The sequence below is a fragment of the Candidatus Nitrosopumilus koreensis AR1 genome, assembly GCF_000299365.1.
GTDB classification, from domain to species: Archaea; Thermoproteota; Nitrososphaeria; order Nitrososphaerales; family Nitrosopumilaceae; genus Nitrosopumilus; species Nitrosopumilus koreensis.
In genome coordinates, this window is record NC_018655.1 from 614,371 (window position 1) to 640,442 (window position 26,072).

The following is a 26,072-nucleotide window of genomic DNA, read 5'->3' on the forward strand; positions in this document are numbered from 1 at the left end:
TTAATCGTAAATCGTTTTCCCAGTTTCCCAGAATTTGTCTGAGATGTAGTGAAGATTTTTTATAACTTCACCTTTATCCATTGCCTCTGCTTCTGAACTTGACACTACTGATTTACCTACTGCTAAAAATTTGTGTTGAGATTCTTCGACAATACAAACCAGTTTATCTTTTTCAAATTCTGTAAATGATTTAATTCCTGGCCTCATCAAATTTGCTCCTTTACACATGAATTTTACTGCGCCCATATCCACTGTTACATTTGGAAATTTTTCCAAGGTTTCAGTTTCTGATAAAAATGGTAAATAGTCATCATTGATTTTCAGAATTTTAATTCCTTTACCTGTAATGATTTGGGCATCATCTAAAATTTGATGAACTTTGAGATTTTTTATTTTTGGAAGATCCATTTCCCATTGTTCTGAAACTGTTTTTAAGAGTGCAGATGTCTCACTCTTTGAAATTAAATTTGACTTCAAGTTCTTGCAATCTCTTGTCTGATGTCTAGCAAATCTCTTAGTATGGAACTTGCAGTTTCCATGCCTCCCGCACCTCTTCCAATTATTGTCTGTGTGCCTGAATGTTCTGATGTAAATGCAATTGCATTAAGTGTTCCATTTACACAAAGCGGGTCATCATTTGGAACTTCTTTTGGTGCAACAATGAGTTCTTTGTTACATGATGCAATCAATTTCACTGCACAATTATTTTTAGCAGCTTTTTTAATATCCTCTGTTGTTACATTGCGAATCCCTGTGCAATTAATGTCTGGCATTGTAACTTTCATTCCCATAATCCAATTTGCAAGAATTACTAATTTGGCTGCAGCATCTAATCCATCTAAATCCAAAGATTCATCAGCTTCAACATACCCTTTATCTTTTGCATCTTTGAGGGCTTCCTCGTATGATATTCCTGTTGCCATGTTTGATAAAATGTAATTTGTTGTACCATTTAGTATGCCTGCAAATGATATGATTCTTTCCCCACTCAGGCTGTTTTTAGCATAATCTAAAATTGGTGTTCCTCCTCCAACTGTGCCGCTGAATTTGAATATTACTTGATTGTATGTGGCAAGTTCCAATAATGAAGGAAATGCTAACGCGAGAGGTCCTTTGTTTACTGATATGACATGCATTCCTTTTTTCATAGCTGTTGTAATGTGTGTCATTCCAGGCTCTGCATCTTTGTAATTGCTAGCAGTAGTTTCAATTAATACATCTGCTTCTATGTTTTTGAGCATGTCGATACCTGACATTGTATTTTTTGTATTAGCATAATTTTTTACGGTTCCAAACTTCTTTTTGACCTCGATGAGCTTGTTTAATTCCAATCCTGAAGAACTAACTGCACTGCCTTTGCTATCAAAAACTCCTACCACTCTGGGCTTGAGTCCATATTTTGCATACAAGTCCTCTGATCTTGAATCAAATAATTTCACTAAACTTTGGCCCACAACGCCAAATCCGCACAGTATTATTCTCAAATTTTTTCAGCCCTTTTGAATGTGTGTTTTTTCGTCATTTTGATTCTCTTTGATTTTCTTACCATTGATTGCGTTTTATTAATAATTTTTGAATTGCATTGATGAAAATATTTTATTTATGACTATGATTGATTTTCTGTGTCTTTTTCATGTTGTAATGAAACTGAATTGATACAATACCTTTGATTTGTTGGCTTGGGCCCATCATCAAAAACATGTCCTAAATGTGCTCCACACTTGTTACAATTGACTTCTGTTCTAACCATGCCATATGATGTGTCTGATATGTATTCGATTTTATCTTCAGAAATTGGTTCCCAAAAACTTGGCCATCCTGAACCTGAATCAAATTTTGCATCTGATGAGAACAAATCTTCCCCGCAACAGGTACACTTGAACTTTCCTTCTAGTTTTGAATCATTGTATTTTCCAGAAAATGGAGGTTCAGTTCCATGATTAATACAAATTTCATATTGATCGGGAGTTAACTTTTCTTTCCATTCTTCGGGTGTTTTTCTAATTTTTTCTGACATGTTTTATTTCATTTTTTAAAATATTTGAATTTTATTCTATTTCATCTTCTTTCTTTTTTCTTCTGTTCTTTTTTCTGATTCAAATCTTTCCAAATCATATTCTTTCATATCTACAAATTTCATGATCCTGCTTAATCTTGGGTGTACTTTGTTAATTTGTTTGAACATTTGCTGTGCCACTCTTCTATAATCGACATGTCCTTGTGGAACTGTTCTTAATTCAATCAGATGGCATGCCTCTCGTAAATTAAATTTCATAAAGTAAGGATAGTTGTATGCAAAGTTTACCACATATTGTCCTTGTTCTGGATATCTTTTTCTAATTTTGTCAAATGTTTCTTTAGTTTTATTCATACAATCTTTAAAGTCCTTGTCAATTCCAAGAATTTTGATTTCATTGGGAATGTTGTATCCATGATCTGTTGTAAGTAATTGTCGTTCTAATGTTAATGCTCTGTGTCTGTGAAAATCTCTGAACATCCCAAAATTATTGTACAAATCAAATGTGTAATAGACACTTTCAAATGCTCGTGAAGGCCTGTGTCTTCTATTTGTTCGGAGTTTTGCAAATTCATCAATAATCTTTGTTTTATTTTTGATTGGCATTTTTTTTACTTGCTGTAAAATATCATGATAAGAAGTACTTGGGGATTGCTCATACATTATACTTGTAATAATTTTATCAATTGCTGTTTTTTCTGATTCATAATCTACTAGTTTTGTTCGGGTTCCTTTTTTTGGTCTTGGCTTGATTTCTTTAGATGTTGTTTTTGATTTGTTTTTTACATCTCGAAGATATTTTTGAAATGCTTTTCCATATTTGTCATCTGCTCTTCGAACAAACGATTTGATGGTTTTATCAAGTTCTTTTTTGATTTTTGAGGCTAAATCTTGTTCTTCTTTGAGATCAGATGCACCTAAAACTGTAAGGAGATATTCAAATGCTCTTCCGTTACCTGTTATTCCAACATTTGTTAGGGTTGAAGCTGGCAGTAACCCTCTCAAAATATCTAATGCTTTAGCTTTTGTTGAACCTCTGTAAATCATATTGGCAGATTTTATGTCGTTTTCATCTTTTAATTTGGAAAATGATTTCTCCTTTCCGTCTTTGGAATCTTTAAAATTATATTTTTCAATTGGATATTTTTCTCTTACATAATTTATCATCGGTTCAATGTTTTTTGAATACACATCAAATGAAAAATTACATGTTTCTTCATACATGTCTGCAAATTTTGATTTCATAATTTCTGGGTCTCTGTAAAATCTGTATTTTCCATTTTCTTTTTTATTCCATGCAACATATCTTGATGATTTTTCTAAATATGACAATCCGATTCGTCTATCTTCGATTTTTTTTACTGCAATGTTTGATAATCCTTCAATTGCAATTTGTGCTTCGCCAAGTTCTGCAACCGAATCGTCTCCGTATTCTAGCAGAACCCTGTTGTAAAATTCTTCACCTCTGTTTTTATTTTTTAGAAATTCATCCAGAAATATACGTCTCATGCTTTTGTCTGTTCTACTATATCTTGACATCAGAGCTCCACGATCAACTTGTTGCGGAGTAATTATTGCAAACACATTGCCGTCAGTGTTGGAAAAATGTTCTGATAAAATCTTTTTTTCCTTAGTTGAAAATTCTGACAACACTGGTGTCCTGTTTTTCAATTATTAATAGTCTATTTCTTTTTTCCAATTTGAATTAGATCGGGACCTTTGTCTTTGTCACCGTCTTGACCTTTAGCTTGCCATCTGAGCAAAACTTCTTTGAATGCAGCTGCATCAGCTTCATTTTCAGTATACATCAAAGTGGTTACCCAAAAACCATTGTTGGCAGTTTTACCACCAACTGAATTCATCCAAAAATTACTTGGTAGATTTTCCATGATTTTACTGTCTTTTTCCTTGGTGACTTCGACCCATCGATTTGATACAAAATTCAAAATCTGTTCAAGTTCTTCTTTTTGAATCATGAGTCTGTTATATGCCCTCTAAATTTTAAAATTACTACAAAATACGTGATTTTGAGTTTGTGAAAATAATCTTACCAAAACAAAAAAGATTCCTTACCCTTTGTCGGTTATACAAATCCCTAAAGTTACTCACATGACCCAAGACGATATCGAGATAATCGGTAAAAACGTCAAAGACATGTACGGAACATTCATGGGCAAAGTCGCAGGAACTATAACTGACATCGATGGTAGTATTCAATCCGTCGGCATTGACTGCGGTTCTCAAGGATTACAGCAAATCCAATATGAGCAACTAGTAGTTCAAGGTGATGTTGTTATATTCATTCCAAAATGGAGACTCGACTCTCAAAGACTCATTAGAGAAAAACAACTAACTCTACGTCGTCTAAAGGCCTTGATTGACATTGTTTCAGAAAATGATGACATGAAAGAAGATGCTGAAATAATTCATGAAAAATACAAGTCAAAACTTGTATCATTAGATGAAACAGAAAGTAAAATCAAAGCCAAACTTGAGGCAAGACTGACTGAGTTAGATGAACAAATGAAGTCTGCAAAAATGTTATTGTTTGATGCAAAAGTACAATTCAAGAGTAATGAAATCTCTGAAACAACATTTGAAACTGTGAAATCATGCACAAATGAGGTAATTGAGCATGTGACTCACGAAACAGCAGAAATTACAAATGTTAAGAGCAGAATTTCAGACTTGGGATTGGAAGTGCAAGAGATAACATCTCCTCCAAAACCAGACATCCAAGAATCAGCCGTTTCATATCTGGAGACAAATGAGCAACAATCACAACAAGTTGTTCAAACAAGTCTTCCGGAAGCACCAACAGAACCCGTTACAACACCTTCAGAACACGTTGAAGTTGAGGCAACCCCTATACCTGAACCTCCAACAGAATCTGAAGTAACATTTGCATTTCCAGAACCACCCCAACAGGTGACAGCAGAAACTCCAAAAGACGACAACGATAATGATTGGCTTGCTAGAATGGAAGCACAATAATTTTTTTAATTATTTTTTTAACATTTAGAAAGATCCTAGTCCATACATTTTCTAATGTCTGATACCTATGATATTGGTCTTGGAAATCATGACGTTGAAACTAGAAAAAAGGCTTCTTCTAATTTTGTTTCTTTTTGGGATGAACAGGCAAAGAATCTGACCTGGTTTTCTCCTTGGAGTAAAACATTGGATTGGAACCCTCCTTTTGCAAAATGGTTTGTTGGAGGCACGATTAATGCCTCGTATAATGCTCTGGATGTACATCAGGAATCAAAATCTCAAAAACCTGCGATACTTTGGGAGGGAGAAAATGGGGATTCTAGGATTCTTACATACAGTGAGCTGTTATCTCAGGTTCAAAAATTTGCAAATGTACTCAAATCTTTAGGGGTGCAAAAAGGCGATCGTGTAACTCTGTATCTTCCAATGATTCCTGAATTACCTATCGCAATGTTAGCTTGTGCTAGAATTGGGGCGCCTCACACTGTTATCTTTTCAGGATTTAGTGCAACTTCTATTAGGGACAGAGTCGATGATTCAAAATCCAAAATTATAATCACTGCAGATGGGGGATATAGACGTGGAAAAATTGTGCCTCTCAAAGAAGTAGTTGATGAGGCAATACAAGATTTTGATTTTGTGAAAAATGTTGTAGTTGTACAAAGAACAAAAAATGAAATTTTGATGACACCTAAAGACAAACTGTGGAATGAATTGATGGATGATGCATCAGAAAGTTGTATTCCTGAAAAGCTAGACAGCACACATCCTCTTTACATTTTGTATACTTCGGGAACCACTGGAAAACCAAAAGGTGTTTTGCATGGAACAGGCGGGTATCTTACTCATCTTTATTCCACTTTCAAGTGGGCATTTGACATTAAAGACTATGATGTGTTTTTTTGCACTGCTGACATTGGATGGGTTACAGGACACAGTTATGTTGTTTATGCACCGTTATTGCATGGTGCAACTGAAATTATGTATGAAGGTGCACCTGATTTTCCAGATGCATCTAGGATGTGGGATATCTTGCAAAAATACAAAGCAACTATCTTTTACACAACACCTACCGCACTCAGAATGTTTATGAAATTTGGAGATGATATTCCAAATTCATTTGATCTTTCTTCTCTGAGATTACTTGGAACAGTGGGCGAGCCAATTAATCCTGAAGTTTGGAAATGGTACTTCAAAACTATTGGTAAAGAAAAATGTCCAATCATTGATACTTGGTGGCAGACTGAAACTGGCGGGATGTTGATTTCTCCTTTGCCTGGGCTGGAGACTATTCCTCTAAAGCCTGGTTCTGGAACTCTTCCTATTCCAGGTGTGAATATCTCTGTTGTAGATGAAAATGGCAAAGATGTTGCCTCTAACACAAAGGGCTATCTTGTAGTCAAAAATCCGTGGCCTGGAATGCTTTTGACATTGTGGGGTAATGATGAAAAATACAAAACTGTGTACTGGTCAAAATATGAAAATTGTTACTATCCTGGTGATTATGCACTAAAGGATTCTGATGGATATCTCTGGTTGCTTGGACGAGCTGATGATGTGCTCAAAGTAGCGGGTCATAGAATTGGCACTGCAGAACTTGAAAGTTGTATTGTGTCTCATGAGGATGTTGCAGAATCTGCTGTATGCGGTATTCCTGATGAGGTTAAAGGTGAAGTAATAATTGCATTTGTTGTACTTAAACAAAATGTCACTACCGATAGAAAAATTTTAGAAAAAAAATTGATAGAAAAAATCAGAGCTGATATTGGTGCAATTGCAACCCCTAAGCAAATCTATTTTGTAACCAAATTGCCAAAGACGCGTAGTGGAAAAATTATGAGACGGCTGTTAAAAGCAATTGGAAATAATGAAAAGATTGGTGATATCAGCACATTGGAAGACGGTGCTGCTGTGACTGAAGTACAAACTGCTTTTGATGAGATTCAAAAAACAATTCAAGAATCAAAATAACTGTTAAAGTTTTTTCAAATTAACAGTAGATAGAATTTCAAACATCTCTTTTAATCCATCATACTCTGATTTTGATTCTTCATCTAACCTGTTGTATTCTTTTTCTTTAATCTCGTCTAGTTTGTCATTTGCATCTTTGAAAAATTTCTCATACTCTACAATGTTTTCATCTGTCATTTGTGTCAGATCAAAAATCACTGTATTGCTGCCAAGGAGATTCTTGTTTTCATCATATAAGCTGGTTGCCTGTAACAGTCCTGGAAATGTGCTGCCATCTTGTCTCTTGAATGTAATTTTTCTATCTGTGACTGTTCCTGTCTCAAACCATGTTCTTAGAGAATTATTCATTGCCTCCCACTCTTCTTTAGGTACGTGCTCAAAGATTGTTTTACCTAAAACCTCTGATTTTGCGTAACCCAGATTTGCAGCATACGTTGAGTTACAGTCCAATATTACACCAATAGAGTTGATTCTTCTCCACATAACTGGTGCGTCTTTGAGAACCTTTCTTGCTTCTGTTTGAGGCATTTTTTAAAATTGTATTCACTAGTTATTAAACTGAAATCTTGTTAAAACCACTGATCTAGATTTTGGCTTTTTCTCTCTAGTGCTTTTTTTAATCTGTTTAATGTTGAACTAACTCTGTCTTCAGAAAAACTACGTTCCTTTACAAGGTAGTCTGTTATGCCTTTGTAATCTACATCTTTGAAAATAATTTCTTTTACATCTGCAACTTCGGGATTCAAAAATATTTTTCTGATTTGCTGAAAATCAATTTCTTGTAATTGCTCTTGAATTTGTGGTATGTCTTCCAATCTCGAATGTTGTTTGATCATCTTGAGTGCAGTCTTTGGGCCTATTCTTTCAAAACCATTTGGATTAAAATCAGTTCCAATTAGAATTCCAACATCGATGAGTTCTTCTCGTGTTAGTTCCAATGAATCCAATGTTTTTTGTGTTTCAATAATTTCTGGAACAATATCGATGTATGTGTTTTTGTTTGGTATTTTTCGTCTTCCACTATTTGTAAAATTTCTAACTAGTCTTTTTGCACCACACAAAATTGAATCAAAATCCTGACTTGCAGATGCATATGCTTGTCCTGTGTTTGTTAGATGTGCTGCAGTAGCTTCTCCCTCAGATGGGGCTTCAATGTATGGTATGCCAAAACAGGCTAAGAGATGTTTTGATTCTTTGACCATGCCATCCTTCATGCTTGTTGTTTGCTGAGCATATTTTCTTGCATCTTCCATGTTTCCATCTGCAATGGCTTTTTCGTATTTTATTGTGGCATCCATTTTGATTTGTTTTCTACGCTCAATTTCTGCAGTTTTTAGAGATGGTGGCTTTCCATCAAAGACATACACTGGTTTTATTCCTAATGATAGAAAATTTACATTTCTATAAAGCAGTCCACTAAGGTGACTGGTTATTCTGCCTTCTGCATCTGATAATTGTAATCCGTCTGGGCCTCTGATACTTGCTAAGAATTGGTAAATTGCATTGTATGCATCAATTGCAATCACTTTATTTGAAAATGACTCTAATGTTGTTTTTTCTCTGACCACCAAATCTTTTAGATTTAATCCCATGAATTTTGTTGAGATTTTGTGCTATTTTGTGTTTATCCTTTTTTGTTGATCGGTATTTTTGGTAAAATCGATTTTAATATTGATGTCTTTTCTAATTTATTATGGTAAAACTAGTACTTCCTCCTCATCTCCAAGACAAAATATTTGAAATAAAGTACGTTGATGATGGCGTCTCAAAGATAACCTCGTATTTTCCTTTAACTTCATCTGAAAAACAAGAGATTATATCAATTATGAATATGGATTTTTCTGGATTTCATTCTATTTTTACTGACACTGTTTCTGAGGAAGAATGGAATCAAACTAAAGAACAAATCAAAAAAAGATTCAACGATGAACTTTTTGACATTGATAAAAAACTCTAGTTCTGATTTGCTTTATTATGGAGAAAATCTGAGATCTTTTGCCGGGATAGCCAAGTGGTAAGGCGGCCGTCTCGAAAACGGCTACGCGCAAGCGTGCAGGGGTTCGAATCCCTTTCCCGGCGTGTTCATAATTATTAAGACCCATCAAGAGATAATCCATATGGTCAAAGGAATTGAATCAAAAATTCAGCAATCAGAAATTTCAACTGCAGAACTAATTCTGCATTTCCGTGAAAAATGTAAAATCTGCGGTCATCATAGAATCATGCATGATGCAGAAGGAAAATGTGAGGGTGTAATGAACAAACCATGTACTTCTGGTTGTGACAAATTTGAAGCAGAATAACTTCAAATTCTTTAATACTAATTTTGTTTACTTGTTTTGTGCCACCAGACATCAAAGAAGAAAAAACATATCCTTTGGGTTATGAACCAGAAATTGTTCCAGAATCATCTGATCCTAATGTGAGAAATCAATTAATTGATTTTATTTTAAAATCCGGTCCTACTGAGGTTGTTGATACTGACTTGTTTGCTGTAATGGCAAAGAGGCGTTCTACAAGAAAATTTTTGGACAAACCAGTTGAGACAACAAAAATTGATAAAATTATTGCAGCAGCTGATACTGCCCCTACTGCAGGCAACTATCAAGGATTTGAAATTTTTTACGTAAAAGGTCCTGAGAAGAAAAAACAATTAGTTGAAGCATGTAATAATCAACCTTATGTTGATGCCCCTGTAGTTTTGGTTTTTTGCAAGAACCCTTCTAGGGTAAAATTTGATTTTCCTGAATATGTTCTAAAGAAATTTGCCATTCAAGATGCAACGTTGGCTGCTGGATATTCACAATTAGCTGCGCAAGCTTTAGGGTTGAGTTCTATTTGGATTGGCATGTTTGATGAACAAAAAGTAATGGATGTTATTGGCACTGACTTGGTACCATCATCTGTATTGTGTATCGGGTATCCAAAACAAACTAAATTTCCAAAACCCAGACGAAATCTCAAAGACTTGGTTCATGTTGCATGGTAAGCTGTCCCTAAAATCATCCATCTTTAAATAATCAAAAATATTTGTTAGATTCATGACTGATGCCTATGTTATGTTAAATTGTGAGTTGGGTGCAGAGGCTGAAATTATTGAAAAACTCAAAGAGATTGAACAAGTCGTAGATGTCTTTGAAACTATTGGAACTCATGATATGCTAGTTAGATTGCAGGCAGAAAATTTTGAGAAGATCCGAGAGATTGTTTCATGGAATATCCAAAAATTGGATAAGGTTCGATCTACTGCCACACTCATAAAAAAGGATAATTAAGATTAATTTTATCTTAATTTATGCCTGATGAAAAAAATGAGATAGACAAACTCATTGATAATATGATTTCCAGTGGTGATGAATTAGTAGATAATCTAAAAACAGTCTTGCCAAATTCTCTTGCAGAATCAATGGTGATGTTTCATGAATCAAATGTCAAAAACCTGAAAAAAATTAAAGAGTTTCTCAACAAATAGCCTTAAACATAATCATATCATTACTACTATATCCTTTTTAATTATTAATGGAATCTGAAGACGTGTCAAGATCTAGAACTCTTAGCATAACAGTGAAGAAAAAAACCGGTGATGCATTTGATACAATCTTGCAAATTCCACCTAAAATGATGCCTGATGCAAAAATTAATGATAACGGATGGTGGTCCTTCACTGGCCCTCGTGGACAATCAAAACTAAAATTCAGTGAAAACAAATCCCTTGGAATTTTAGATCATAAATTTGTCGACAAAGAAGCAGTATGGGATGTTCCTATGAGGATTGTCTCTAGTGGTGATTTCTCTGAAATTTTGATTACTCTTAACAAACCCGATGAATTGACTGATGAGCAATTCAACCAAAGAGTAGATGAGGTAGGGGAAATGTTTGACCGTATGAAACAAATCATCGAGTCTTCCTAACTGAGCCCAGAAAGTACAAATCATCCCTTAAGCTTAAATGTAAATTTGGTAATTCTATATTGATAAAAATGCCATATGAAGAAGTCTATTTTCAAAGATTGGAAGAAGATAATCCTGAAGACTATGAGAAGGTAAAATCTAAAAAAAATTCTTAATCCTGTTTTCCGTCTGAATCTTTATTCTGTGTGTTTCCTGGCCCAACAATGTCTTCTGGTTTTACTTTGCTGTCCCAGTCTCCTCTTACACCTTTGATCAAAGCAATCCCTCCTGATACAAGTAATCCCATCACTAATGCAAAGAACACTGTTTGGTCCATTATCTTAAATGAACAATTGATTTCCTGTGGTGGTTTATCTTCAAAATATTCGTAACACGTACCAAATTCATTTGATTCAAAGGTTGCAGCTTGGTACTGACTTCCCATTACTCCCAAAACAAGAAATCCTGCAAAAGTAAGGCCTATTCCAATGAGAATAAAGCGCATATCGCTCATGATTTTTTTTACTGTTCACAGTATTTACATTTTAACCTGAAAATTCTCTAGTGTTATTTTTGTAATAATGATTTGAGATTTTCAAGTGATGCCTCATAAAATGATCCCATAAATGCGAGAAACTCTGTGAATTGTTTTTCAGACATTTTTTTACTGTTGATATATGACTGCCATGTCAACTCTACAAGATTTTTTGACTTTGGTTTAATTGATATTGTTGCAACATACGCTCTTAATGGTAATCCATCTGTTGCAACATATGTGAAATATTCTCCAGTTTTCCATGCAACTATGTGTTCTTCAATTTGATTCCCGTCTGCAAATGTGATTAATCTAACTGCTCCCACATCCTTTTTCTTTTTAGAAAGGTACACTGTTTTCTTTACATCTACTACCCATGTAGGGAGGCCCGCAATATTGCTAATTTTTCTCCAGACTTTGTCTTTTGATGCTTTAATCTTTATTGTTTTTTTACGGTGCCTGTGTGAAATGATTTTTTTGAAGTTTTTGCCATGTGACTCCTTCAAATATTGTGAGTTTTAAATTTTGTACAACCATTTTTAATCCCCCTGAGTAAATATTATCAAATGGTCTTTGGATGGGGAAAAAAGAAACAAGAAGAAAAACCCGTAGAGGAAATTCCTCAAACTAAGGAGGTTGCCTTGTCTGATGTGGGAGATATTGTGGCTGATTTGGAAAAATTAAGAGAATCACAAACTGTCTCTGAAGTAAAACGTCTCAGAAATAACACTGCCCCATTAATTGATGACTTGATCAAAGTTGGAAATATGCTTGAAAAAGATACTCTAAATGTTGATGATATTGATAAACATCTTGCAATAATTGTAGTTCGAGGAAAAAAACAGGTGATCAACATGATAAAGAAGGGTGTTGTGTCTCTACCTGAAATCTCTTCTATTGATGATGCAAAAAAACTCGATATGTCTTTGAACCAACTGCTCAAAAAAGTCGGTGATGTTTTAGGGCGTCAAACTAGGGTCATCCATATTTTTGCCAAAAAATATGCTGCTCAACTAAAAGATAATCTTGAAGTGATGAATCAAAACCATTCTGATATACATAACATTCTTCAAAATTTTGAGAACACAAAATCCAATTCTGAAGAAATTTCCAATGCCTTGAAAAAAATTAACACTCTCAAATCTACTAAAATAGAAAAAATCCAAAAAATTACTGACACAAATAATGAATTGGAATCTGCAAAGGAGCGTCTAGCCTCTTTAGAAAAATCAATTGAAGAAATAAAATCATCTGATAATTACAAAAAATATGTTGAATCAAAAAACGCTCTTAAGTTATTTGAAAATGAAAAATCAAAAATCAAAGATGAAATCAACACCCAGTTTACAAAAATATCAAGACCGCTTGGACGATATGAGTATGCTTCCTCTTTAGACAAAGAACAAAAAACTATTTTGACAAAGTTATTGGAAAGTCCATTCGATGTCCTAATTCCTGAAAACCGGGACTCGATAATTGTAATTTTGGAAAATGTTCGAAAAGGCATTGTTTCAGATTCCATATCTGTAAAAGATGTTGATAAGACGCTGTCTCAAATTACTGAAATTGAAGAATCTCTGGATGGATTTATCTCTCAAGTTTCAGGATATTTTCAAAAACATCAAAAAATGCAAGATGAATTAAATTTACTGCGCTCTGAAAAACTAATCTCTTTGGAAACAGAATTAGAAAAAGTGTCTGATTCTAAGGATGATCTAGAGCTAAAATCTGAAACATTTCAAGGCGAAGTTGATGAGATAGATTCTACTATTCCACAACTTGTGTCTGAAATAGAGAAAAAATTACGTTCATTTTCTAATACAAAGTACACTGTTTTGATGTCTTAAAATTAAATTAGTTCAAAACTCCAGAGACATCATGTTATTCAAAAAGAAGAAATTTGAACGTAAGGTGATACTTCAAAAAGATGTACTTGATAGCATTTTGTCTTACTGCCAAATGAAGCACCCTAATGAAGGAATTTTAATTCTAAAAGGAAAATCAAAAAACGGAGAAATTAACATTGATGGACTAGTAATTCCACCATTTAATTACACTGGACCTACTTTTGCAGGATTCCCGCATTCCTTCTTGCCATTTGATATGAGCTATGTTGGAATTGTTCACTCACATCCCAGCGGTTCTGCAGAACCATCTGTTACTGATTTACATAATTTCTTTGGACTAGTTTCAATAATTGTAAAATCTCCGTATTCTGATGATTCTGTTTTTGCATGGGACAGTGGTGGTAATGCAATCCCAATTTCAATAAAATGATGTTTTGAAATTCAAATGAGGTGTCACAATACTGACAAAACTTTATAAGGTTTTTGAAGGTACTTTCATTGAATTGTTTAATTACAAGACTTATTTGATATTCTTATTTGCATCACTTGCAATCAGCATTGGATTGCAGATGGTCTTGCCATTTCCATATGGCTTGGGGGCTGCACTTGCAATATTTATCGCATTTCCACTAATCTTGAGAAGACGATACATGAACCGTATGAGAGGTTATGGTGGCAGTGATTCTGGCACTGGCGGTGGTGGATTCTTTGGAATGGGTTCACAAGGCGGTTCTGGTGGTGTTCGTTACGTTTGTCTTGTGTGTAACAACAAACACAAAGGTGGATCTTGTCCACGATGTGGCTCCAAGATGCAACGTGCGGACTTTTAGAAAAAATGTCCCTTAATGAAATTTCTCAAAAAGTAATCTTTCATAATTCTGTTGATGTCTGGATTTCTGCATGTAATGAAAAAAACAAAGATTGGACAAATCCTGAAGAATATAAAAAATTCATAGCGTATTTGCTAAAAAATAATCTTAATCTCAAAGCTTTCAACCTTTGTACTCATGAAGCAGGTGCAACTGAAGAAGAGAAAACAAAATTCACTGAAATACTGGCACAAACAAAAGAAACTGATCCAAACTCCAAAACATATACCATTAAACTAAATGATTCTGCAATAGATGTTATCAGAAATTATTTCTGATTATCTTTTTAATTTCGGGTTGACAATTGCATCTAGTGCATTTCCTATAAAGACAAATGCCAGCCCTGCTATTGCAATCATTATTCCTGGTGGCATAATCCACCACCACAACCCTCTTGCTGCTGCGCCAAACGTATTTGCATCATGAAGAATATGTCCCCACGTTGGAAATGATGGGTCTCCCAATCCTAGGAAACTAAGGCCAGCTTCTGTGGTGATTGCAGCTGGCACTGATATTGCGATACTGGCAAACGCATACGGAAGTAATTGGGGCAAGATATGTTTGAATACTATTTTGGAGTTTTTTTGTCCCATCATGTTGGCTGCATCAACATATCCTCTGGTTTTAATCTGCAAAGACATGCTTCTTGCAACTTTTGCAATGCCTACCCATCCAAAAATCATTAAAAATCCAACTAGCACAAATATGCTATTGCTGATTGTGACTGACAAAATAATAAGAAACGGAAGTGCTGGTAATGCATAGATTACGTCATTAAAACGCATCATGACTTCATCTGTTTTTTTACCCTTGAATCCCGCATAGACTCCATACAGCAAACCCATTATCACTGATGCAATAGATACTACTAAACCGATGAATAATGCAAGAGGTGTTCCCCATAACAATCCTATTGTAAGGTCTCGTCTTAATTCATCAGTACCCATCATTCCAAATGCCTTTCCACCGATGATTAATTTTGATTCATGAGTTTTAATCTCAGAGTTGACAGAATATGTGTCCACTGAGAAAATATAGTTTCCTTTGAGTGGTTCATTTGTATTTGTTTTTGAAAATACAATGTCTTCAGCTGACAATCCATCTAAATCAAAATCAAAATTCTCTGATTGCAATACTAAATTCTTCTTTATTGCACTATCCGTTGAAAAAATTCTTTCACTGTGAATTGTTTTTGTATCTGAATACGGTAATGACGTTGATAGTAATTCTAGTTTAATTCCATCTGGTCTAGTCACTGACATTTTCAATAATACTGATTCAGAATACTCTGATGAGAAAACATAGATAAAGTCATTTGGAAAAGACTTGTAGTCAAAATTTACTCCAAACTTGTGCGATGATAACATGATCTCGCCTTGTGAGTTTGTTTGAATTGTTGGTGTTTCAAGAATTTTGTGTTCTGGAATTTTTTCAGTCATGAAGATATTTACCCAAACAGGAATTGCAACTTTTGGATACAGTATCCAGTTTCCTGGATTGTTCCATTCTTGAAATGTCTCTACTGGAATGGCAATTATTGCAATAATTGATGTTGCAACAAGAATGATTAGAATAGAAATTCCGGCAATTCCTATTTTGCTTCTAAGAAACTCTTCTTTGATTTCTTGTGGGGTGATACTGCTCATGAACCTGTTCTCACCCTTGGATCAAAGTATCCGTACAGCAAGTCTGCAATGAATATGCTCACTAGGAAAAATACTGTTAGAATGTATGTTGCTCCAATAATTACAGGCAAGTCCATGACTGTTATTGCCTCAAAGTACAATCTTCCCATTCCTGGCCAGTCAAATACAGCTTCAGTAATAATTGCCCCTCCTAGAGAACCTGAAAGACTCAGAGCTAAAATCGTAACAATTGGTGGTGCTGCATTTTTTAATGCATGTGTGTAGATTATCTTTTTTTGTTTAATACCAATTGTCTTTTTTGCCATTATGAAGTCTTCTTGCATTATTCCCACCATGAAGTTTCTTACAAGATATGCCCAGGACCCAAATCCTATCATTACAATTGTGATTAACGGCAATGCCATGTGGTACAACAATGAACCAATGTATCCTGGATCTGATGATGGAATGTCTGGTGTTGCCCTTGCTGGAAATATCTGGTATGTAAAGGCAAACAAAAATATCATTAGCATTCCTATCCACCAAACAGGAAAACTGGAACTGATAATTGCAAAACTTGATGTGATTCTGTCTATGACAGAGCCAACCTTGTTTGCAGATAATGCTCCTATGAATATCCCAATTATTGAAATTATTATTGTAGCTGTTGTAAATAGAAGAATTGTTCGTGGAAGTTTCTCAAATATGATGTCCTTTACATCTGATGATCCTTCGTCACTGGTAAGAAAAGTGGCATGACCAAAATCAAGCAATAAAATTTTGTACATTGTAATTCCTATTCTTTGAGGTGAATACCACGGCTCATCTAACCCTAAAATTTTGATTCTTTGGTCGATTTGACTTTGTATGAATCCTTCAAACTCATCAACTGATGAAAAACTTTCTGCAATGGCAGGATTCTCTGTTATCTCTGATCTGACCTGAAACACTATTCCCTGTTTGAGGATGGTGTCCATGTTTGAGCCAACTAGTGCAATTGTGATTAGCAGTGTAATCATTAAAACTCCAAACATTGTTGCCAACCGTGTTGCAACATATCTTTTCATGCTCAATAAGACAAAATACGAAAATCAGTTTATAATCATTTGAAATGAGTAAAATAGTTTGACGAGAGTGAAACGAACTCTAGGCACAATTCCGGGCAGAAAAGCAGTCTCTCGTCATTATAGTATAGTAGTAAAGTTATTTAAGAATTTATGAACATATTATTCTAAAAAATTATAATTTGGAACCCTGCTGGTAAAATATGGTAAATAGCGGCAAGAATCATTTCTTTGATCCTGATGAACTGGCACTGACAAAACCTGAAATTCTGGAATTTTGTGATAAGGTTATTAAAAAATGGAGCAAAAACCCTTCAAAAAACGCCAAGAACATCATTGCAATGAATGCAGTAAAGGCTAGCGTCTTGTGGACTGACGATGAATCTCTCAAAGCTATTTGGAGTGAAATTATTTTGTGGACATCTGAGCTTCTTTATGAGAATGCATTGGCACAAGATAACGAGTGGGCAAACATGCTAAAAAAATTAAAGAATAAAAAATGACTTTGATCATACTATTACAATGAGCGCAAATACAATTAGAAAAGCCAAAAAACTAGTTGAAAGTGGTGGTGTTTCAAAGATTGACGATGATCTTTTTCAAATAAAATCTTCATCTGATCCCGACAAATCCTATTTTGTTACATCTGATACTTGTGAATGTCCTGGTTTCAAAAATTTTTACAAATTCCATCATGGAAAGGGACTAAAAGCAAATTGCTCTCACTTGGAAGCAATACGAATATTCAAAAAAGAAAACTCTTAAAATTATTTTATTTTAGATGCATCAACTTTTCCAACATATGCCTTGTTTTTTGATATGATGATTGGTCTTAAGATCAACCCTGGATGTTTGACCATCAATTTGATAATCTGAGTGTCTGTCTTTTTGTTTTTCTCCAAGTCTAGTTCTTTGTACATCTTGTCTCGTTTTCTTAAAAGCTCATATGGCTTTTTTCCAGTCAATTTTATGATTTTTTTTAGTTCTGCCTCTGAAAATGGATCTTTGAAAAAATCTCTTTTCTCAATATCTGCACTCATCCTTTCAATTTCTGATATTGTTTTTTTGCATGTAATACACGTGGATTTGTGAAATATCTCCATTCTGAGACTAATTTATTGATATGATTAAAAATTGTTTAGAAAAAATTTGGTGCTGTTATGCACAGCAAATTGATTTTTTAAAATCTTCGGAATTTCTTTCAAAATTACATTCTTTGCACACTTGCCAACTTCTTTTTTTAACAACGAAAATGCTGATTCATAGCGAACCGAATACATTTTTCCACCACAAGTTGGACATGGTAATGGAATATCTATTTTCATAAATAATGTTGGTGAATTTGAAATATAAGGCGCACGTAGAATTTATCAATCGTTCTTTTCTTCAGATGCTTCTGTTTCATCCTCAGATGCTTCTGTTTCATTTTCAGTTGTTTCTTCTACTTTGTTTTCCATCTCTTCTAATTTTTCATTATTGAATTGCTCTAATTTCTCTTTTGGAATTGTCAACATTTCCAAGTATGCCTTTTGAGCTTCTTCGTATGTTCCACCTTCTGCTAAAATTTGTATTCTTACTTTTTGAGCTTCTTCAAACAAATTCTTTGTAAAGTTTAACTGGCTAGATACAAGATCCTTTATCTTGGGATTTAGGCTGTTTACATAGTTGTCATATTTGTATCCAGTAAATACGCCATAACCTGGCTTGAATTCTTCAACTGCCTGCTCTTTGGCATCATCTGCAATGGCTCTTTGCTCTTCTAAATACAATTCATCTGCAATTGGCTCTAGTGATTTTTTATCTTCTAATAGTAGTTGTTTTAATAATCCATGGTAATACTTGAATAGAGTTTGACCTATTGGGTCCTTTTCAAAATCTGATTCATTTGAACTAAGATACTTTGCTGCTTGTTCTGTGTTTAGTTTTGCCTGAAGTAATGATACAGGTGAGAAATCTCCTTTGACTTGGAATTGTGTTGTTTCTAATCCTGTCATTGCATACCATGTTGCAATTGCATTAACAGTATAAGTTCCTGGAACTTTATCAAAGTCTCTAAACTCTGCTCTAAAAACTCCCCATGGGTCAGTGAATGCTTTTGTTGTCTCAGAACCTGTTCTAAGTAGCACTTCTGCACCTTGAATGGGCTTGTATGCATGGTCTACTACCTTGCCTGTTATTACTACTGTCTCTCCTGAGACTATGGCTCCTTTCTCTACATTGAGGTCTATGATTAACTCCCATAATTCAGCCTCAGATGTCTGGACATATGAAAATAACATCAAAAATGAAAATATTCCTACTATTCCTGCTTTTTTGTACACTTGATGTTATGATTATTTTTGTTGTTAAGACAAAGTATGAATAAAAATTCGCTAATTTTCAATTTTATTTGATTAATCTTGACCTATTTTGTATGTGTTGGACTATAGTTTCAGACTGTTCTTAAACCCCCAAATTTATCTAATCTTGAATTATGGATTTAGAAAAATTCCGCAATGACGTGTATGCCATGACTGAGAAACTGTCAGCAAATCTGGAGCAAAAAGACCGCCCCAAACTAAACCATGTAAGACAGCAACTAATTGAAATGTATCAAAAAAATCTCGTTAAAATCAATCATTCTATTTTGGAGTTAATCTGTGCCAGCAATCTCATCTCACGCGGTTATGATGTAGATGTTGAAAAAGAGATTTCAAAAATTCTAGTCTGTGATATTTTTGCAAAAAAAGGCGGAGGTAACACTGTCATTGAGATTGAAACTGGATTTACTCCACCAGAACATGCCATGGATACTATAGATTATTTTACTGCAAGAATAATGAGTAAGATTGCAAGATATAGTCAGCACTGCTCAAAGTTTTCATTAGCTAGTCCTGCAACTGGAATCTTGCCTATTCCAAAAATTTTCTTACTTCCGCCTAATGCCAGAAAAAAAGAAGATATCCAAAAAGTAAAAGATTTGTGCGATCGATACTACAAGAATCCTCCTATAGAATACGATGATATTTTGAATGCACACTTGCATTCTATCTATCTTATCAACATTGACGGTGGATTTGTAACTGAATTAGATCCACAAGGATATGTTGATTTGACAACTGATCTGCTACGTAGAAGCGATATAGAATACTAGGTGACAAAAATAAGAAAAAATTCAAATTCATCTGATTATTATCCCTAGTAAGATGATATGTGCTGCATGTGAGACACGAAAGCATTTTGAATGCATTGATTGCATGAATAATCACAAAACTCACCTATGCTCTTGTGATTGTCATGATGAAAACACAGAACCTCATCCTGTAGGAAATTCTCACTAGGATTAATTTTTGAATTTTCTTTCAATTTCTTGAGCCATAATCTCCAGTCTACTTGTATCTCCAAATTTCCTGTAGGTTAGTTTCTCAAGGGTTTTGATGATGCTGATTGCTGCCCTGTATTGGGGTATTTCAGGCTCATTTAATTCCCCATACATGCCGATCCCATGAATTCCGTTCTTTTTTGCAAATCCCAAAATCAATCCGTTAAAACCTGTAATGATTGATTTTTGTGGCGTAATGTCCACTCCCAATCCTTTCATCTGTTTTGTTAGTTCTTGTGATGTTGTAGTGATGTATGTCCTGGGATTGTTGTCAATCATTCTGTTTGTGTGAAATCCACCTAACGTGTAAATGAATTTGGCAGAATACTTTTTTGCCACATCTATGACGTCTTGGCATAGTTCGTTTAGTTCACTAGTGCTTTGTGGTTGCCCTTTGCCTCCACCAAAAACAATCAGGTCTTCGGTGAACTTGTATTCCCAACTCTCATCTGGAAGATCAATGTATCCTCCTCTATCCACTACATATGTTGGAAATGGAGTTTTTGAAATTCTAAATGTTTTTGTCCTAAGTGATTCATTGATGAAGTTTATCACAATGTTGCCAACATTTCCCATGTCTTGCATAGCTGCAATTAGTATTGGTTTTTCAACATTTGGCTCTTCATCTTGTTTGAATTCCATGTTTTCATTACAAATCTCATGAACTTTAAACATATACTGATTTGAATGGGTTATTTTTTTCTGATGTGTAGATTTGCAATTTCATTAATTTTTGTATATGCCGTTTTTTTGAAAATTTGAGTTTACGCTCAAAACTGATCAAAACTCAAACAATGATTTTTTTCTATAACCTAAAAACGCTATCATATTTTAACTATTGGAGATTATTGCCTCTCTTTTTAATGATCGAGAAAAATATGAAGATTCATAAGGCAAAAAAACTTTCTATCGACAAATTATGGAAACATCCATGGAAAACATTGGTACCCTCGAGTATGTTCTTGACAAATACTCCAAAGTTTGGTGCTGGAAGATAACTGGTGAGCGTGCTGTGAGCATGATCTCTCGATTGGTGCCTGAGGCATGGTATGGTGAAAATGTCAATGAGGTGATAGTTACTGACAACACTGAAAATGTAAAACAGATCAAACTGATCCTTGATAGGTATCCTTTAGAGATTTTATCTAAAACCACCTGGCAGCGAAAAATCATCAAAACATATGCTCCAAAGCCAACTTTGCCTCCTGTTAAGCACAAGCTAAAGAGAGCAAAAACTGGGGAGCAATTCCGAGGAAAGTTGTTAAACTTCCAAAAAGAGGGACTAGATTTTCTGATGAAATCCTCTGGTAATGCATTACTAGCTGATGAGATGGGTCTTGGAAAAACTGTTCAGACATTATCTTATGTTGCTACTGAAAAACAGACGTTTCCTGTATTGGTTGTCGCTCCATTAGTCACATTAAACAATTGGGAAAGGGAGATTGAAAAATTCCTCAAGAAAAAAAGCAGAAACGGAAGAATAGTTGAAAATGAATCTCCTAGCGTCACTTTGATTCGTACTGGAAAACGAAAAGAACTTCCAAAAAGTGATATCTATGTAATAAATTATGAATTACTTTTCAAACGTTATGATGATTTGGCAAACGTCGGAATCAAGACAATTGTTTGCGATGAAGTACACAACTTGAGGTCCAAAACAACTCAGAAATACAAATCAATAAAAAAACTGGCTGCACTACCTTCTGTGTCTTACAGGATTGGTCTTTCTGGTACTCCAATTTACAATCGAGGTTCTGAAATATGGCCAATCGTTGACATTTTAAAACCTGGACTTTTGGGAAACTTTAAGGAATTTTGTGAATACTTTTGCTATGTTAATGAAAAAGGAAAAGCAATCGTACTTGAAAACAAACGTGCATCATTGAGAAATGAGTTGCAAAAACATGTTATGCTTCGACGAAAAAAATCTGATGTACTAAAAGAACTCAAAGATAAGGTTCGCTACAAGGAAGTCATTGCTGCAGACACTGATTACTATCTTGAGGAATTAGATAAAATCTGGAAGAAACTAGAAGAAGAGCAAAAAGATGCTGACTCTGAGTTTTCAAAATCTGCCTCATACCATCGTGCCATCCAAAGTGAAAGGCAAATTGCAGGACTGGCAAAACTTCCACACGTAATTAATTTTGTAAAAAACATTATGGAGATAGAGGAAAGCGTTGTTGTATTTTGTCATCATAAGGTAATTCACAAGTTGCTTCATGAAAGCCTTCAAGAGTTCGCCCCAGTATCTATTATTGGTGGGCAGTCTGATTCTGTAAGACAAGACCAGATAGACAAATTCCAAAAAGGCGAATCAAAACTAATGATTGCAGGAATTCGCGCAGGAAACGTCGGTATCAATCTTACTAAAGCAAAATACGTTATCTTTGCAGAACTTGATTGGAGCCCTGCAATACATAGACAGGCAGAAGACAGACTCCATAGAATAGGTCAAAAAAATACCGTATTTGCATATTATCTGATTGGAAATGGCACCCTAGATGATCATGTCGCAGATGTTCTAGTTGACAAAAGCTACGAAATTGATGAAATTATGGATGAGAGCGCTGAAAACTTTGAAAACAAGGACAAGGCAAAACTCATTCTTGCACAAATACAAGACAAAATACGTGCAAAATAGTCTAAATGTCTAATTTCTTTTTTAGTGCTGATAACTTTTCAACAATGTTTGTTTTCTTGTCTGGTTCTATTGATGAATCCTGAATCTCTTTTACTACTTCATCTATAATACTTAGAATCTCAACTTCTTGTGCTACTTGTCCGAACTTTATTTTATCAAACCCTTCTGTCTCTGTTTTATCAATCTCTTCTATTCCCTCTGGCAGTATTTCATACATTTTGATAATTTTTTCATCTTGTCTTTGCGGTGACATTAAGACAAATTGATTTTGTCTTAGCTTTTCTACTTGCTCTGAGATTTCACTTTCAGGCAATCTTAGAATGTCAATAATCTGCTCCATACTGCATGATCTAATCTGTAAAAGGCGTAAAATCTTGGCCCAAATAGGAATGTCTTTTCCCCAAAGAATCTCTTTTGCAACAGGAGTAATTGAAAAAGACCCGTCACTATTTAGTGAAATGAATTTTCTGTCTTTTAGTGAACCTAGGGTATCTAGGATTTTGCCTACGCCCAGTCGTTTTAGTTCAGAGTTTTCAAGATTTGTTTCATTAAATGTGCCGTTCTCTTTTACTGCCAAATGTAAAATTTCTAAATCAATTGTTCCTAGTTTTCTCATAATTTTTTCACCTTTTCAACTCTTATCATCTTTACTGTGAAATCTCTTTTTGAATTTGCTCTAGCGACTCTTTTATTTTTTTTAGATTTGAAAAATTTGTTTCAACCCATTTCTGATAATTCTCTATTGAACCTAGTTTAAAATCTGAATCTGTAATTTGGTTTGCTAAAAACCATGTCTCTCTGTATGCAAAGATAATTTTTCCAACAAGCAACTCCTCTTTATTGAGAAACATCTGCATTACTTGCTTTGATTTTTCATGATATTCGTGCTCTTTTGGAATGATTCTTTGAAACTCTTTTTGTAACTCGTGAAATCTTTGAAATATTTGGTTGCTTGTTCTTCTCATCTTTCTTATTTTCTCCTCATAGTTTTCTAAAAATTCACTTGCCCATACTTGCGATTCATTTTTGTTTGAAAAATTCACCATCTGTGTTTTTTCTATCTCGCTAATTACTTCTGAAATGACATCCAAATGCCATTTGAAAAACTCTTGTAATGTATTTGCATTGTTTATTTTTTCAGAGACCCATGAAAAAAACAAATTTGTTTTTTTATCCTCTGAAAAAACTTGTGTTATCTTTGGATGAATCACACTTTAACCAAACTTGATTTTGAATAAAAACTTGGTTTTTTCTTGAAGATTATATTGTAGATGCATCTTGGTTATTCATGGTTCGATATGAATTACCTAGACTGCCTTATGATTATGATGAATTAGAGCCATACATTGATGCTCAAACAATGAAAATACATCATCAAAAACATCATCAGTCATACGTTGATGGATTGAATAAATCCCTTGAAGAAATTGGCAGTGCGTCTCATCCTCAATACATCACATCTGTTCTATCTGATCTGAGCTTGATTCCAGAGTCTGGAAGAAATAAAATTAATTTTTTTGGAGGTGGATTTGAGAATCATAGATTGTTCTGGGAAACAATGAATCCTAATGGTGGTGGCTCTCCTGGTGGCAAAATAGAAGATGCAATAGATGTCTATTATGATAGTTTTGAGAATTTTAAAAAACAATTTTCAGAGACTGCCATTGGAATCCAAGGTAGTGGGTGGTGTTGGCTGGTCTTTAATTCGACCTACAACAAAATAGAGATACTCACTACTGAGAACCAAACAAGTCCTTGGACTCTGCAAAAGATGCCTCTCCTTGGACTGGATGTGTGGGAGCATGCTTACTATCTGAAATACCAAAACAAAAGACCCGAATATGTTAAAGAATGGTGGAATGTTGTCAATTGGGATTATGTTGAGAACCGTTTCTCTGAGATTTCAGTATAATTTGGACAAATTCTTTTAAAGAAATTTGAGTTTTTGGCTCTAATGAAAAAGAGTCTAAAGTACATTGCATTACTTGCAATCATCCCTGTGTTTACAGTTGGGATATCTACTGGTTCTTTCACAGATGCTGAAGCCCTTAAGGGTCAAGGTGTAGGTTCCTCAAAATACGGTTCTAGCACCAATATCTGTGGATTGCAACTGTGCTCTGACATTCCAGGCGGAAAATCTGCATGGATGGCAGAACAAGAAAAATCCAAACCTGTAACTCCAGTTATGGAAGAAAAAGACGACCATGATTCCAAAATGGAAGAAAAAATGACTGAAGATGACATGGGGTCTGTACTTAGATTATCAAGAGCAAACGTTCCAGCTACTATTCCGTTGCATCATGGATACTATGATGGCGGTGATGTTTATTTCATCATTACCGATTCAAGTGATCCAACACATGCAGACCTGATTACAAATAATCAAGGTTGGAAAGTAGAGCTTGCACCATTACTAAAGAATGCACCTGATGAAGCACTTTCAAAAACTTACATGTTTACTAACGGAATAAAAGGTGACGGTGTACATGGTTTCCAAGGAGAAGTTTTCACTAGCACTCCTGCACAATCAGATGTATACAGTGCATTGACATCACATGTTCATGTAACATGGAATGAAGGTATGACGCCAAGAATTTTAAATTCTGATGCAATGGTCATGCAAGCTGCAGACAATGGCGAGGTCACATTGACTCCTGTTAATGTGGTTTTGAACATGCCGCAGATTGTTTGGCCTGATGGACAAATGATGGTCAAAGAGGACAAAACTTTGACTGATGAAACACCATACGGTGGTGGACAAGTTCTTGATATCGATACAGAAGAGATGACTGTAACTTTCATAGCTCATCGCGGATGGGGTCCAGACGGTAGAACTATCTATTACATTGTAACAGATGCTACTCCTAGCGGTCCTGCCGAAATGATGGGTGTTGTAAGTACACCAACCTCTGCAAGTTTAATTGCAAATTCAGCAGCAGTTGATCTATTTCAGTTCAAGAATGGTTTGACTGGTTCTGGTCCACTTGGATTTCAACCTGGAATTGCTACAGGTGCTCCTGGTGATGAAAACTATTCTCCAATGTGGAGAATTTTCGTAACTGGCTGGGCTAATCCCGAAAATGCACAATTGCTAGAAACCATTGATGATCTGAATGCATACAGAGAAGCTGGATTGATCGATATTGGAATTGCACGTCCGATGGATAGTGACCACATAGTAAACTGTCCATTCATTGACCCATTCCAATAAGATCTCATTTTCTTTTTTATTTTTCAACATTTGTTTAATTTAA

At 34.8% G+C, this 26,072-nt stretch carries 35 protein-coding genes and 1 tRNA gene; 19 read left to right on the forward strand and 17 right to left on the reverse strand.

All coding sequences use genetic code 11. The features are described 5' to 3' along the window. The 5 genes from NKOR_RS03565 to NKOR_RS03585 all read right to left on the reverse strand — a co-directional run bounded on the left by NKOR_RS03565 (nucleotide 1) and on the right by NKOR_RS03585 (nucleotide 3,993). Complete coding sequence (locus NKOR_RS03565) at nucleotides 1–477, reverse strand: PUA domain-containing protein (protein WP_014962998.1); 477 nt, start codon at nucleotides 475–477, stop codon at nucleotides 1–3. Next, nucleotides 474–1,484 carry a homoserine dehydrogenase gene (locus NKOR_RS03570; protein WP_026089960.1) on the reverse strand — a complete coding sequence of 337 codons (1,011 nt, stop codon included), beginning with the start codon at nucleotides 1,482–1,484 and terminating at the stop codon, nucleotides 474–476. Before NKOR_RS03570 ends, NKOR_RS03565 begins: the two co-directional genes overlap by 4 nt. A 122-nt stretch (nucleotides 1,485–1,606) precedes the next feature. Then, nucleotides 1,607–2,017 carry a peptide-methionine (R)-S-oxide reductase MsrB gene (gene msrB, locus NKOR_RS03575; protein ID WP_014963000.1) on the reverse strand — a complete coding sequence of 137 codons (411 nt, stop codon included), beginning with the start codon at nucleotides 2,015–2,017 and terminating at the stop codon, nucleotides 1,607–1,609. Between the two features lie 36 nt (nucleotides 2,018–2,053). Beyond that, nucleotides 2,054–3,667, reverse strand: coding sequence for an FAD-dependent thymidylate synthase (locus tag NKOR_RS03580; protein WP_014963001.1), 1,614 nt, complete (start codon nucleotides 3,665–3,667; stop codon nucleotides 2,054–2,056). A gap of 32 nt (nucleotides 3,668–3,699) precedes the next feature. Continuing rightward, nucleotides 3,700–3,993, reverse strand: a complete 294-nt coding sequence (locus tag NKOR_RS03585) for a hypothetical protein (RefSeq protein WP_014963002.1) — start codon at nucleotides 3,991–3,993, stop codon at nucleotides 3,700–3,702. 133 nt (nucleotides 3,994–4,126) lie between these two features. Here NKOR_RS03585 and NKOR_RS03590 point away from each other — a divergent pair, with 133 nt between their 5' ends. Continuing rightward, on the forward strand, nucleotides 4,127–5,011 hold the full coding sequence (locus tag NKOR_RS03590) for a CdvA-like protein (RefSeq protein WP_014963003.1): 885 nt from the start codon (nucleotides 4,127–4,129) through the stop codon (nucleotides 5,009–5,011). Between the two features lie 54 nt (nucleotides 5,012–5,065). Further along, complete coding sequence (acs, locus tag NKOR_RS03595) at nucleotides 5,066–6,982, forward strand: acetate--CoA ligase (protein ID WP_014963004.1); 1,917 nt, start codon at nucleotides 5,066–5,068, stop codon at nucleotides 6,980–6,982. Nucleotides 6,983–6,985: 3 nt separating this feature from the next. Here acs and NKOR_RS03600 read toward each other — a convergent pair whose 3' ends face one another. Both NKOR_RS03600 and fen read right to left on the reverse strand, forming a co-directional pair. Then, nucleotides 6,986–7,510, reverse strand: a complete 525-nt coding sequence (locus tag NKOR_RS03600; protein WP_014963005.1) for a PAS domain-containing protein — start codon at nucleotides 7,508–7,510, stop codon at nucleotides 6,986–6,988. A gap of 41 nt (nucleotides 7,511–7,551) precedes the next feature. After that, nucleotides 7,552–8,574 (reverse strand): flap endonuclease-1, encoded by a 1,023-nt coding sequence (gene fen, locus NKOR_RS03605; protein WP_014963006.1) that lies wholly within the window; start codon nucleotides 8,572–8,574, stop codon nucleotides 7,552–7,554. A gap of 101 nt (nucleotides 8,575–8,675) precedes the next feature. On the opposite strand from fen, the gene NKOR_RS03610 reads away from it, so the two are divergent. The 7 genes from NKOR_RS03610 to NKOR_RS03635 all read left to right on the forward strand — a co-directional run bounded on the left by NKOR_RS03610 (nucleotide 8,676) and on the right by NKOR_RS03635 (nucleotide 10,894). After that, on the forward strand, nucleotides 8,676–8,939 hold the full coding sequence (locus NKOR_RS03610; RefSeq protein WP_014963007.1) for a hypothetical protein: 264 nt from the start codon (nucleotides 8,676–8,678) through the stop codon (nucleotides 8,937–8,939). A 40-nt stretch (nucleotides 8,940–8,979) separates the two neighbouring features. Next, nucleotides 8,980–9,061 (forward strand) — tRNA-Ser (locus NKOR_RS03615). Between the two features lie 38 nt (nucleotides 9,062–9,099). After that, entirely contained in the window at nucleotides 9,100–9,285 is a 186-nt protein-coding gene (locus tag NKOR_RS03620) for a hypothetical protein (protein WP_014963008.1), read from the forward strand. 38 nt (nucleotides 9,286–9,323) lie between these two features. Next, nucleotides 9,324–9,971, forward strand: coding sequence for a nitroreductase family protein (locus tag NKOR_RS03625; RefSeq protein ID WP_014963009.1), 648 nt, complete (start codon nucleotides 9,324–9,326; stop codon nucleotides 9,969–9,971). A 52-nt stretch (nucleotides 9,972–10,023) separates the two neighbouring features. After that, the gene (locus NKOR_RS03630; protein WP_014963010.1) at nucleotides 10,024–10,257 is read left to right on the forward strand and encodes an Lrp/AsnC ligand binding domain-containing protein; all 234 of its coding nucleotides are present in this window, start codon (nucleotides 10,024–10,026) and stop codon (nucleotides 10,255–10,257) included. Nucleotides 10,258–10,277: 20 nt separating this feature from the next. After that, nucleotides 10,278–10,454 (forward strand): hypothetical protein, encoded by a 177-nt coding sequence (locus tag NKOR_RS09950; RefSeq protein ID WP_016939618.1) that lies wholly within the window; start codon nucleotides 10,278–10,280, stop codon nucleotides 10,452–10,454. A gap of 47 nt (nucleotides 10,455–10,501) precedes the next feature. Beyond that, the gene (locus tag NKOR_RS03635; RefSeq protein ID WP_014963011.1) at nucleotides 10,502–10,894 is read left to right on the forward strand and encodes a hypothetical protein; all 393 of its coding nucleotides are present in this window, start codon (nucleotides 10,502–10,504) and stop codon (nucleotides 10,892–10,894) included. A 151-nt stretch (nucleotides 10,895–11,045) separates the two neighbouring features. On the opposite strand, the gene NKOR_RS03640 is transcribed toward NKOR_RS03635, so the two are convergent. Continuing rightward, the gene (locus NKOR_RS03640) at nucleotides 11,046–11,378 is read right to left on the reverse strand and encodes a hypothetical protein (protein WP_014963012.1); all 333 of its coding nucleotides are present in this window, start codon (nucleotides 11,376–11,378) and stop codon (nucleotides 11,046–11,048) included. A gap of 62 nt (nucleotides 11,379–11,440) precedes the next feature. Next, nucleotides 11,441–11,914, reverse strand: coding sequence for an SRPBCC family protein (locus tag NKOR_RS03645; protein ID WP_014963013.1), 474 nt, complete (start codon nucleotides 11,912–11,914; stop codon nucleotides 11,441–11,443). A gap of 60 nt (nucleotides 11,915–11,974) precedes the next feature. Between NKOR_RS03645 and NKOR_RS03650 the strand changes: the two genes are divergently transcribed. The 4 genes from NKOR_RS03650 (at nucleotide 11,975) to NKOR_RS03665 (ending at nucleotide 14,402) form a co-directional block, all read left to right on the forward strand. Then, nucleotides 11,975–13,255 carry a coiled-coil domain-containing protein gene (locus NKOR_RS03650; RefSeq protein ID WP_014963014.1) on the forward strand — a complete coding sequence of 427 codons (1,281 nt, stop codon included), beginning with the start codon at nucleotides 11,975–11,977 and terminating at the stop codon, nucleotides 13,253–13,255. A gap of 31 nt (nucleotides 13,256–13,286) precedes the next feature. Further along, the gene (locus tag NKOR_RS03655; RefSeq protein WP_014963015.1) at nucleotides 13,287–13,685 is read left to right on the forward strand and encodes a Mov34/MPN/PAD-1 family protein; all 399 of its coding nucleotides are present in this window, start codon (nucleotides 13,287–13,289) and stop codon (nucleotides 13,683–13,685) included. Nucleotides 13,686–13,758: 73 nt separating this feature from the next. Then, nucleotides 13,759–14,085: a hypothetical protein gene (locus NKOR_RS03660; protein WP_016939620.1), complete on the forward strand. Its 327-nt coding sequence runs from the start codon at nucleotides 13,759–13,761 to the stop codon at nucleotides 14,083–14,085. A gap of 5 nt (nucleotides 14,086–14,090) precedes the next feature. Next, nucleotides 14,091–14,402 carry a hypothetical protein gene (locus NKOR_RS03665; RefSeq protein WP_014963017.1) on the forward strand — a complete coding sequence of 104 codons (312 nt, stop codon included), beginning with the start codon at nucleotides 14,091–14,093 and terminating at the stop codon, nucleotides 14,400–14,402. Here NKOR_RS03665 and NKOR_RS03670 read toward each other — a convergent pair whose 3' ends face one another. Both NKOR_RS03670 and NKOR_RS03675 read right to left on the reverse strand, forming a co-directional pair. Then, nucleotides 14,403–15,770, reverse strand: coding sequence for an ABC transporter permease (locus NKOR_RS03670; RefSeq protein WP_014963018.1), 1,368 nt, complete (start codon nucleotides 15,768–15,770; stop codon nucleotides 14,403–14,405). Then, a complete protein-coding gene (locus tag NKOR_RS03675; RefSeq protein WP_014963019.1) occupies nucleotides 15,767–16,816 on the reverse strand; it encodes an ABC transporter permease in 1,050 nt (349 codons plus the stop codon). The genes NKOR_RS03670 and NKOR_RS03675 overlap by 4 nt, the downstream gene beginning before the upstream one ends. A gap of 200 nt (nucleotides 16,817–17,016) precedes the next feature. Here NKOR_RS03675 and NKOR_RS03680 point away from each other — a divergent pair, with 200 nt between their 5' ends. Next, entirely contained in the window at nucleotides 17,017–17,316 is a 300-nt protein-coding gene (locus tag NKOR_RS03680) for a hypothetical protein (RefSeq protein ID WP_014963020.1), read from the forward strand. A 19-nt stretch (nucleotides 17,317–17,335) separates the two neighbouring features. Then, complete coding sequence (locus NKOR_RS03685; protein ID WP_014963021.1) at nucleotides 17,336–17,578, forward strand: hypothetical protein; 243 nt, start codon at nucleotides 17,336–17,338, stop codon at nucleotides 17,576–17,578. A 2-nt stretch (nucleotides 17,579–17,580) separates the two neighbouring features. Here the strand turns inward: NKOR_RS03685 and NKOR_RS03690 are convergent, their stop codons facing one another. The 3 genes from NKOR_RS03690 to NKOR_RS03700 are packed head-to-tail and all read right to left on the reverse strand — an operon-like array spanning nucleotide 17,581 to nucleotide 19,134. Next, entirely contained in the window at nucleotides 17,581–17,916 is a 336-nt protein-coding gene (locus NKOR_RS03690) for an arsenate reductase family protein (RefSeq protein ID WP_014963022.1), read from the reverse strand. Between the two features lie 24 nt (nucleotides 17,917–17,940). Then, the gene (locus NKOR_RS03695; protein ID WP_014963023.1) at nucleotides 17,941–18,138 is read right to left on the reverse strand and encodes a hypothetical protein; all 198 of its coding nucleotides are present in this window, start codon (nucleotides 18,136–18,138) and stop codon (nucleotides 17,941–17,943) included. A gap of 45 nt (nucleotides 18,139–18,183) precedes the next feature. Next, nucleotides 18,184–19,134 (reverse strand): carboxypeptidase-like regulatory domain-containing protein, encoded by a 951-nt coding sequence (locus tag NKOR_RS03700; RefSeq protein WP_014963024.1) that lies wholly within the window; start codon nucleotides 19,132–19,134, stop codon nucleotides 18,184–18,186. 152 nt (nucleotides 19,135–19,286) lie between these two features. On the opposite strand from NKOR_RS03700, the gene NKOR_RS03705 reads away from it, so the two are divergent. Next, nucleotides 19,287–19,946 (forward strand): hypothetical protein, encoded by a 660-nt coding sequence (locus tag NKOR_RS03705; protein ID WP_014963025.1) that lies wholly within the window; start codon nucleotides 19,287–19,289, stop codon nucleotides 19,944–19,946. Between the two features lie 189 nt (nucleotides 19,947–20,135). Here the strand turns inward: NKOR_RS03705 and NKOR_RS03710 are convergent, their stop codons facing one another. Further along, nucleotides 20,136–20,816, reverse strand: a complete 681-nt coding sequence (locus NKOR_RS03710; protein WP_014963026.1) for a PAC2 family protein — start codon at nucleotides 20,814–20,816, stop codon at nucleotides 20,136–20,138. Nucleotides 20,817–21,093: 277 nt separating this feature from the next. On the opposite strand from NKOR_RS03710, the gene NKOR_RS03715 reads away from it, so the two are divergent. Next, a complete protein-coding gene (locus tag NKOR_RS03715; protein ID WP_014963027.1) occupies nucleotides 21,094–22,818 on the forward strand; it encodes a DEAD/DEAH box helicase in 1,725 nt (574 codons plus the stop codon). A 1-nt stretch (nucleotide 22,819) separates the two neighbouring features. Here NKOR_RS03715 and NKOR_RS03720 read toward each other — a convergent pair whose 3' ends face one another. Both NKOR_RS03720 and NKOR_RS03725 read right to left on the reverse strand, forming a co-directional pair. Next, nucleotides 22,820–23,434 (reverse strand): hypothetical protein, encoded by a 615-nt coding sequence (locus NKOR_RS03720; RefSeq protein WP_014963028.1) that lies wholly within the window; start codon nucleotides 23,432–23,434, stop codon nucleotides 22,820–22,822. A gap of 31 nt (nucleotides 23,435–23,465) precedes the next feature. Beyond that, a complete protein-coding gene (locus NKOR_RS03725) occupies nucleotides 23,466–24,029 on the reverse strand; it encodes a hypothetical protein (protein ID WP_014963029.1) in 564 nt (187 codons plus the stop codon). Between the two features lie 77 nt (nucleotides 24,030–24,106). Between NKOR_RS03725 and NKOR_RS03730 the strand changes: the two genes are divergently transcribed. Beyond that, entirely contained in the window at nucleotides 24,107–24,730 is a 624-nt protein-coding gene (locus NKOR_RS03730; RefSeq protein ID WP_014963030.1) for a superoxide dismutase, read from the forward strand. Nucleotides 24,731–24,772: 42 nt separating this feature from the next. After that, nucleotides 24,773–26,029 (forward strand): DUF7482 domain-containing protein, encoded by a 1,257-nt coding sequence (locus NKOR_RS03735; RefSeq protein ID WP_014963031.1) that lies wholly within the window; start codon nucleotides 24,773–24,775, stop codon nucleotides 26,027–26,029. Nucleotides 26,030–26,072 lie beyond the last annotated feature (43 nt).

What these genes read in the sequence shown, in the direction of transcription:
- msrB (WP_014963000.1), bottom strand. Translation starts at nt 2,017, where the DNA reads ATGTCAGAAAAAATTAGAAAAACACCCGAAGAATGGAAAGAAAAGTTA.
- NKOR_RS03585 (WP_014963002.1), bottom strand. Translation starts at nt 3,993, where the DNA reads ATGATTCAAAAAGAAGAACTTGAACAGATTTTGAATTTTGTATCAAAT.
- NKOR_RS03590 (WP_014963003.1), top strand. Translation starts at nt 4,127, where the DNA reads ATGACCCAAGACGATATCGAGATAATCGGTAAAAACGTCAAAGACATG.
- acs (WP_014963004.1), top strand. Translation starts at nt 5,066, where the DNA reads ATGTCTGATACCTATGATATTGGTCTTGGAAATCATGACGTTGAAACT.
- NKOR_RS03600 (WP_014963005.1), bottom strand. Translation starts at nt 7,510, where the DNA reads ATGCCTCAAACAGAAGCAAGAAAGGTTCTCAAAGACGCACCAGTTATG.
- fen (WP_014963006.1), bottom strand. Translation starts at nt 8,574, where the DNA reads ATGGGATTAAATCTAAAAGATTTGGTGGTCAGAGAAAAAACAACATTA.
- NKOR_RS03610 (WP_014963007.1), top strand. Translation starts at nt 8,676, where the DNA reads ATGGTAAAACTAGTACTTCCTCCTCATCTCCAAGACAAAATATTTGAA.
- NKOR_RS03620 (WP_014963008.1), top strand. Translation starts at nt 9,100, where the DNA reads ATGGTCAAAGGAATTGAATCAAAAATTCAGCAATCAGAAATTTCAACT.
- NKOR_RS03630 (WP_014963010.1), top strand. Translation starts at nt 10,024, where the DNA reads ATGACTGATGCCTATGTTATGTTAAATTGTGAGTTGGGTGCAGAGGCT.
- NKOR_RS09950 (WP_016939618.1), top strand. Translation starts at nt 10,278, where the DNA reads ATGCCTGATGAAAAAAATGAGATAGACAAACTCATTGATAATATGATT.
- NKOR_RS03635 (WP_014963011.1), top strand. Translation starts at nt 10,502, where the DNA reads ATGGAATCTGAAGACGTGTCAAGATCTAGAACTCTTAGCATAACAGTG.
- NKOR_RS03640 (WP_014963012.1), bottom strand. Translation starts at nt 11,378, where the DNA reads ATGCGCTTTATTCTCATTGGAATAGGCCTTACTTTTGCAGGATTTCTT.
- NKOR_RS03650 (WP_014963014.1), top strand. Translation starts at nt 11,975, where the DNA reads ATGGTCTTTGGATGGGGAAAAAAGAAACAAGAAGAAAAACCCGTAGAG.
- NKOR_RS03655 (WP_014963015.1), top strand. Translation starts at nt 13,287, where the DNA reads ATGTTATTCAAAAAGAAGAAATTTGAACGTAAGGTGATACTTCAAAAA.
- NKOR_RS03665 (WP_014963017.1), top strand. Translation starts at nt 14,091, where the DNA reads ATGTCCCTTAATGAAATTTCTCAAAAAGTAATCTTTCATAATTCTGTT.
- NKOR_RS03670 (WP_014963018.1), bottom strand. Translation starts at nt 15,770, where the DNA reads ATGAGCAGTATCACCCCACAAGAAATCAAAGAAGAGTTTCTTAGAAGC.
- NKOR_RS03675 (WP_014963019.1), bottom strand. Translation starts at nt 16,816, where the DNA reads ATGAAAAGATATGTTGCAACACGGTTGGCAACAATGTTTGGAGTTTTA.
- NKOR_RS03680 (WP_014963020.1), top strand. Translation starts at nt 17,017, where the DNA reads ATGGTAAATAGCGGCAAGAATCATTTCTTTGATCCTGATGAACTGGCA.
- NKOR_RS03685 (WP_014963021.1), top strand. Translation starts at nt 17,336, where the DNA reads ATGAGCGCAAATACAATTAGAAAAGCCAAAAAACTAGTTGAAAGTGGT.
- NKOR_RS03690 (WP_014963022.1), bottom strand. Translation starts at nt 17,916, where the DNA reads ATGGAGATATTTCACAAATCCACGTGTATTACATGCAAAAAAACAATA.
- NKOR_RS03695 (WP_014963023.1), bottom strand. Translation starts at nt 18,138, where the DNA reads ATGAAAATAGATATTCCATTACCATGTCCAACTTGTGGTGGAAAAATG.
- NKOR_RS03705 (WP_014963025.1), top strand. Translation starts at nt 19,287, where the DNA reads ATGGATTTAGAAAAATTCCGCAATGACGTGTATGCCATGACTGAGAAA.
- NKOR_RS03710 (WP_014963026.1), bottom strand. Translation starts at nt 20,816, where the DNA reads ATGGAATTCAAACAAGATGAAGAGCCAAATGTTGAAAAACCAATACTA.
- NKOR_RS03715 (WP_014963027.1), top strand. Translation starts at nt 21,094, where the DNA reads ATGGAAACATCCATGGAAAACATTGGTACCCTCGAGTATGTTCTTGAC.
- NKOR_RS03720 (WP_014963028.1), bottom strand. Translation starts at nt 23,434, where the DNA reads ATGAGAAAACTAGGAACAATTGATTTAGAAATTTTACATTTGGCAGTA.
- NKOR_RS03730 (WP_014963030.1), top strand. Translation starts at nt 24,107, where the DNA reads ATGGTTCGATATGAATTACCTAGACTGCCTTATGATTATGATGAATTA.
- NKOR_RS03735 (WP_014963031.1), top strand. Translation starts at nt 24,773, where the DNA reads ATGAAAAAGAGTCTAAAGTACATTGCATTACTTGCAATCATCCCTGTG.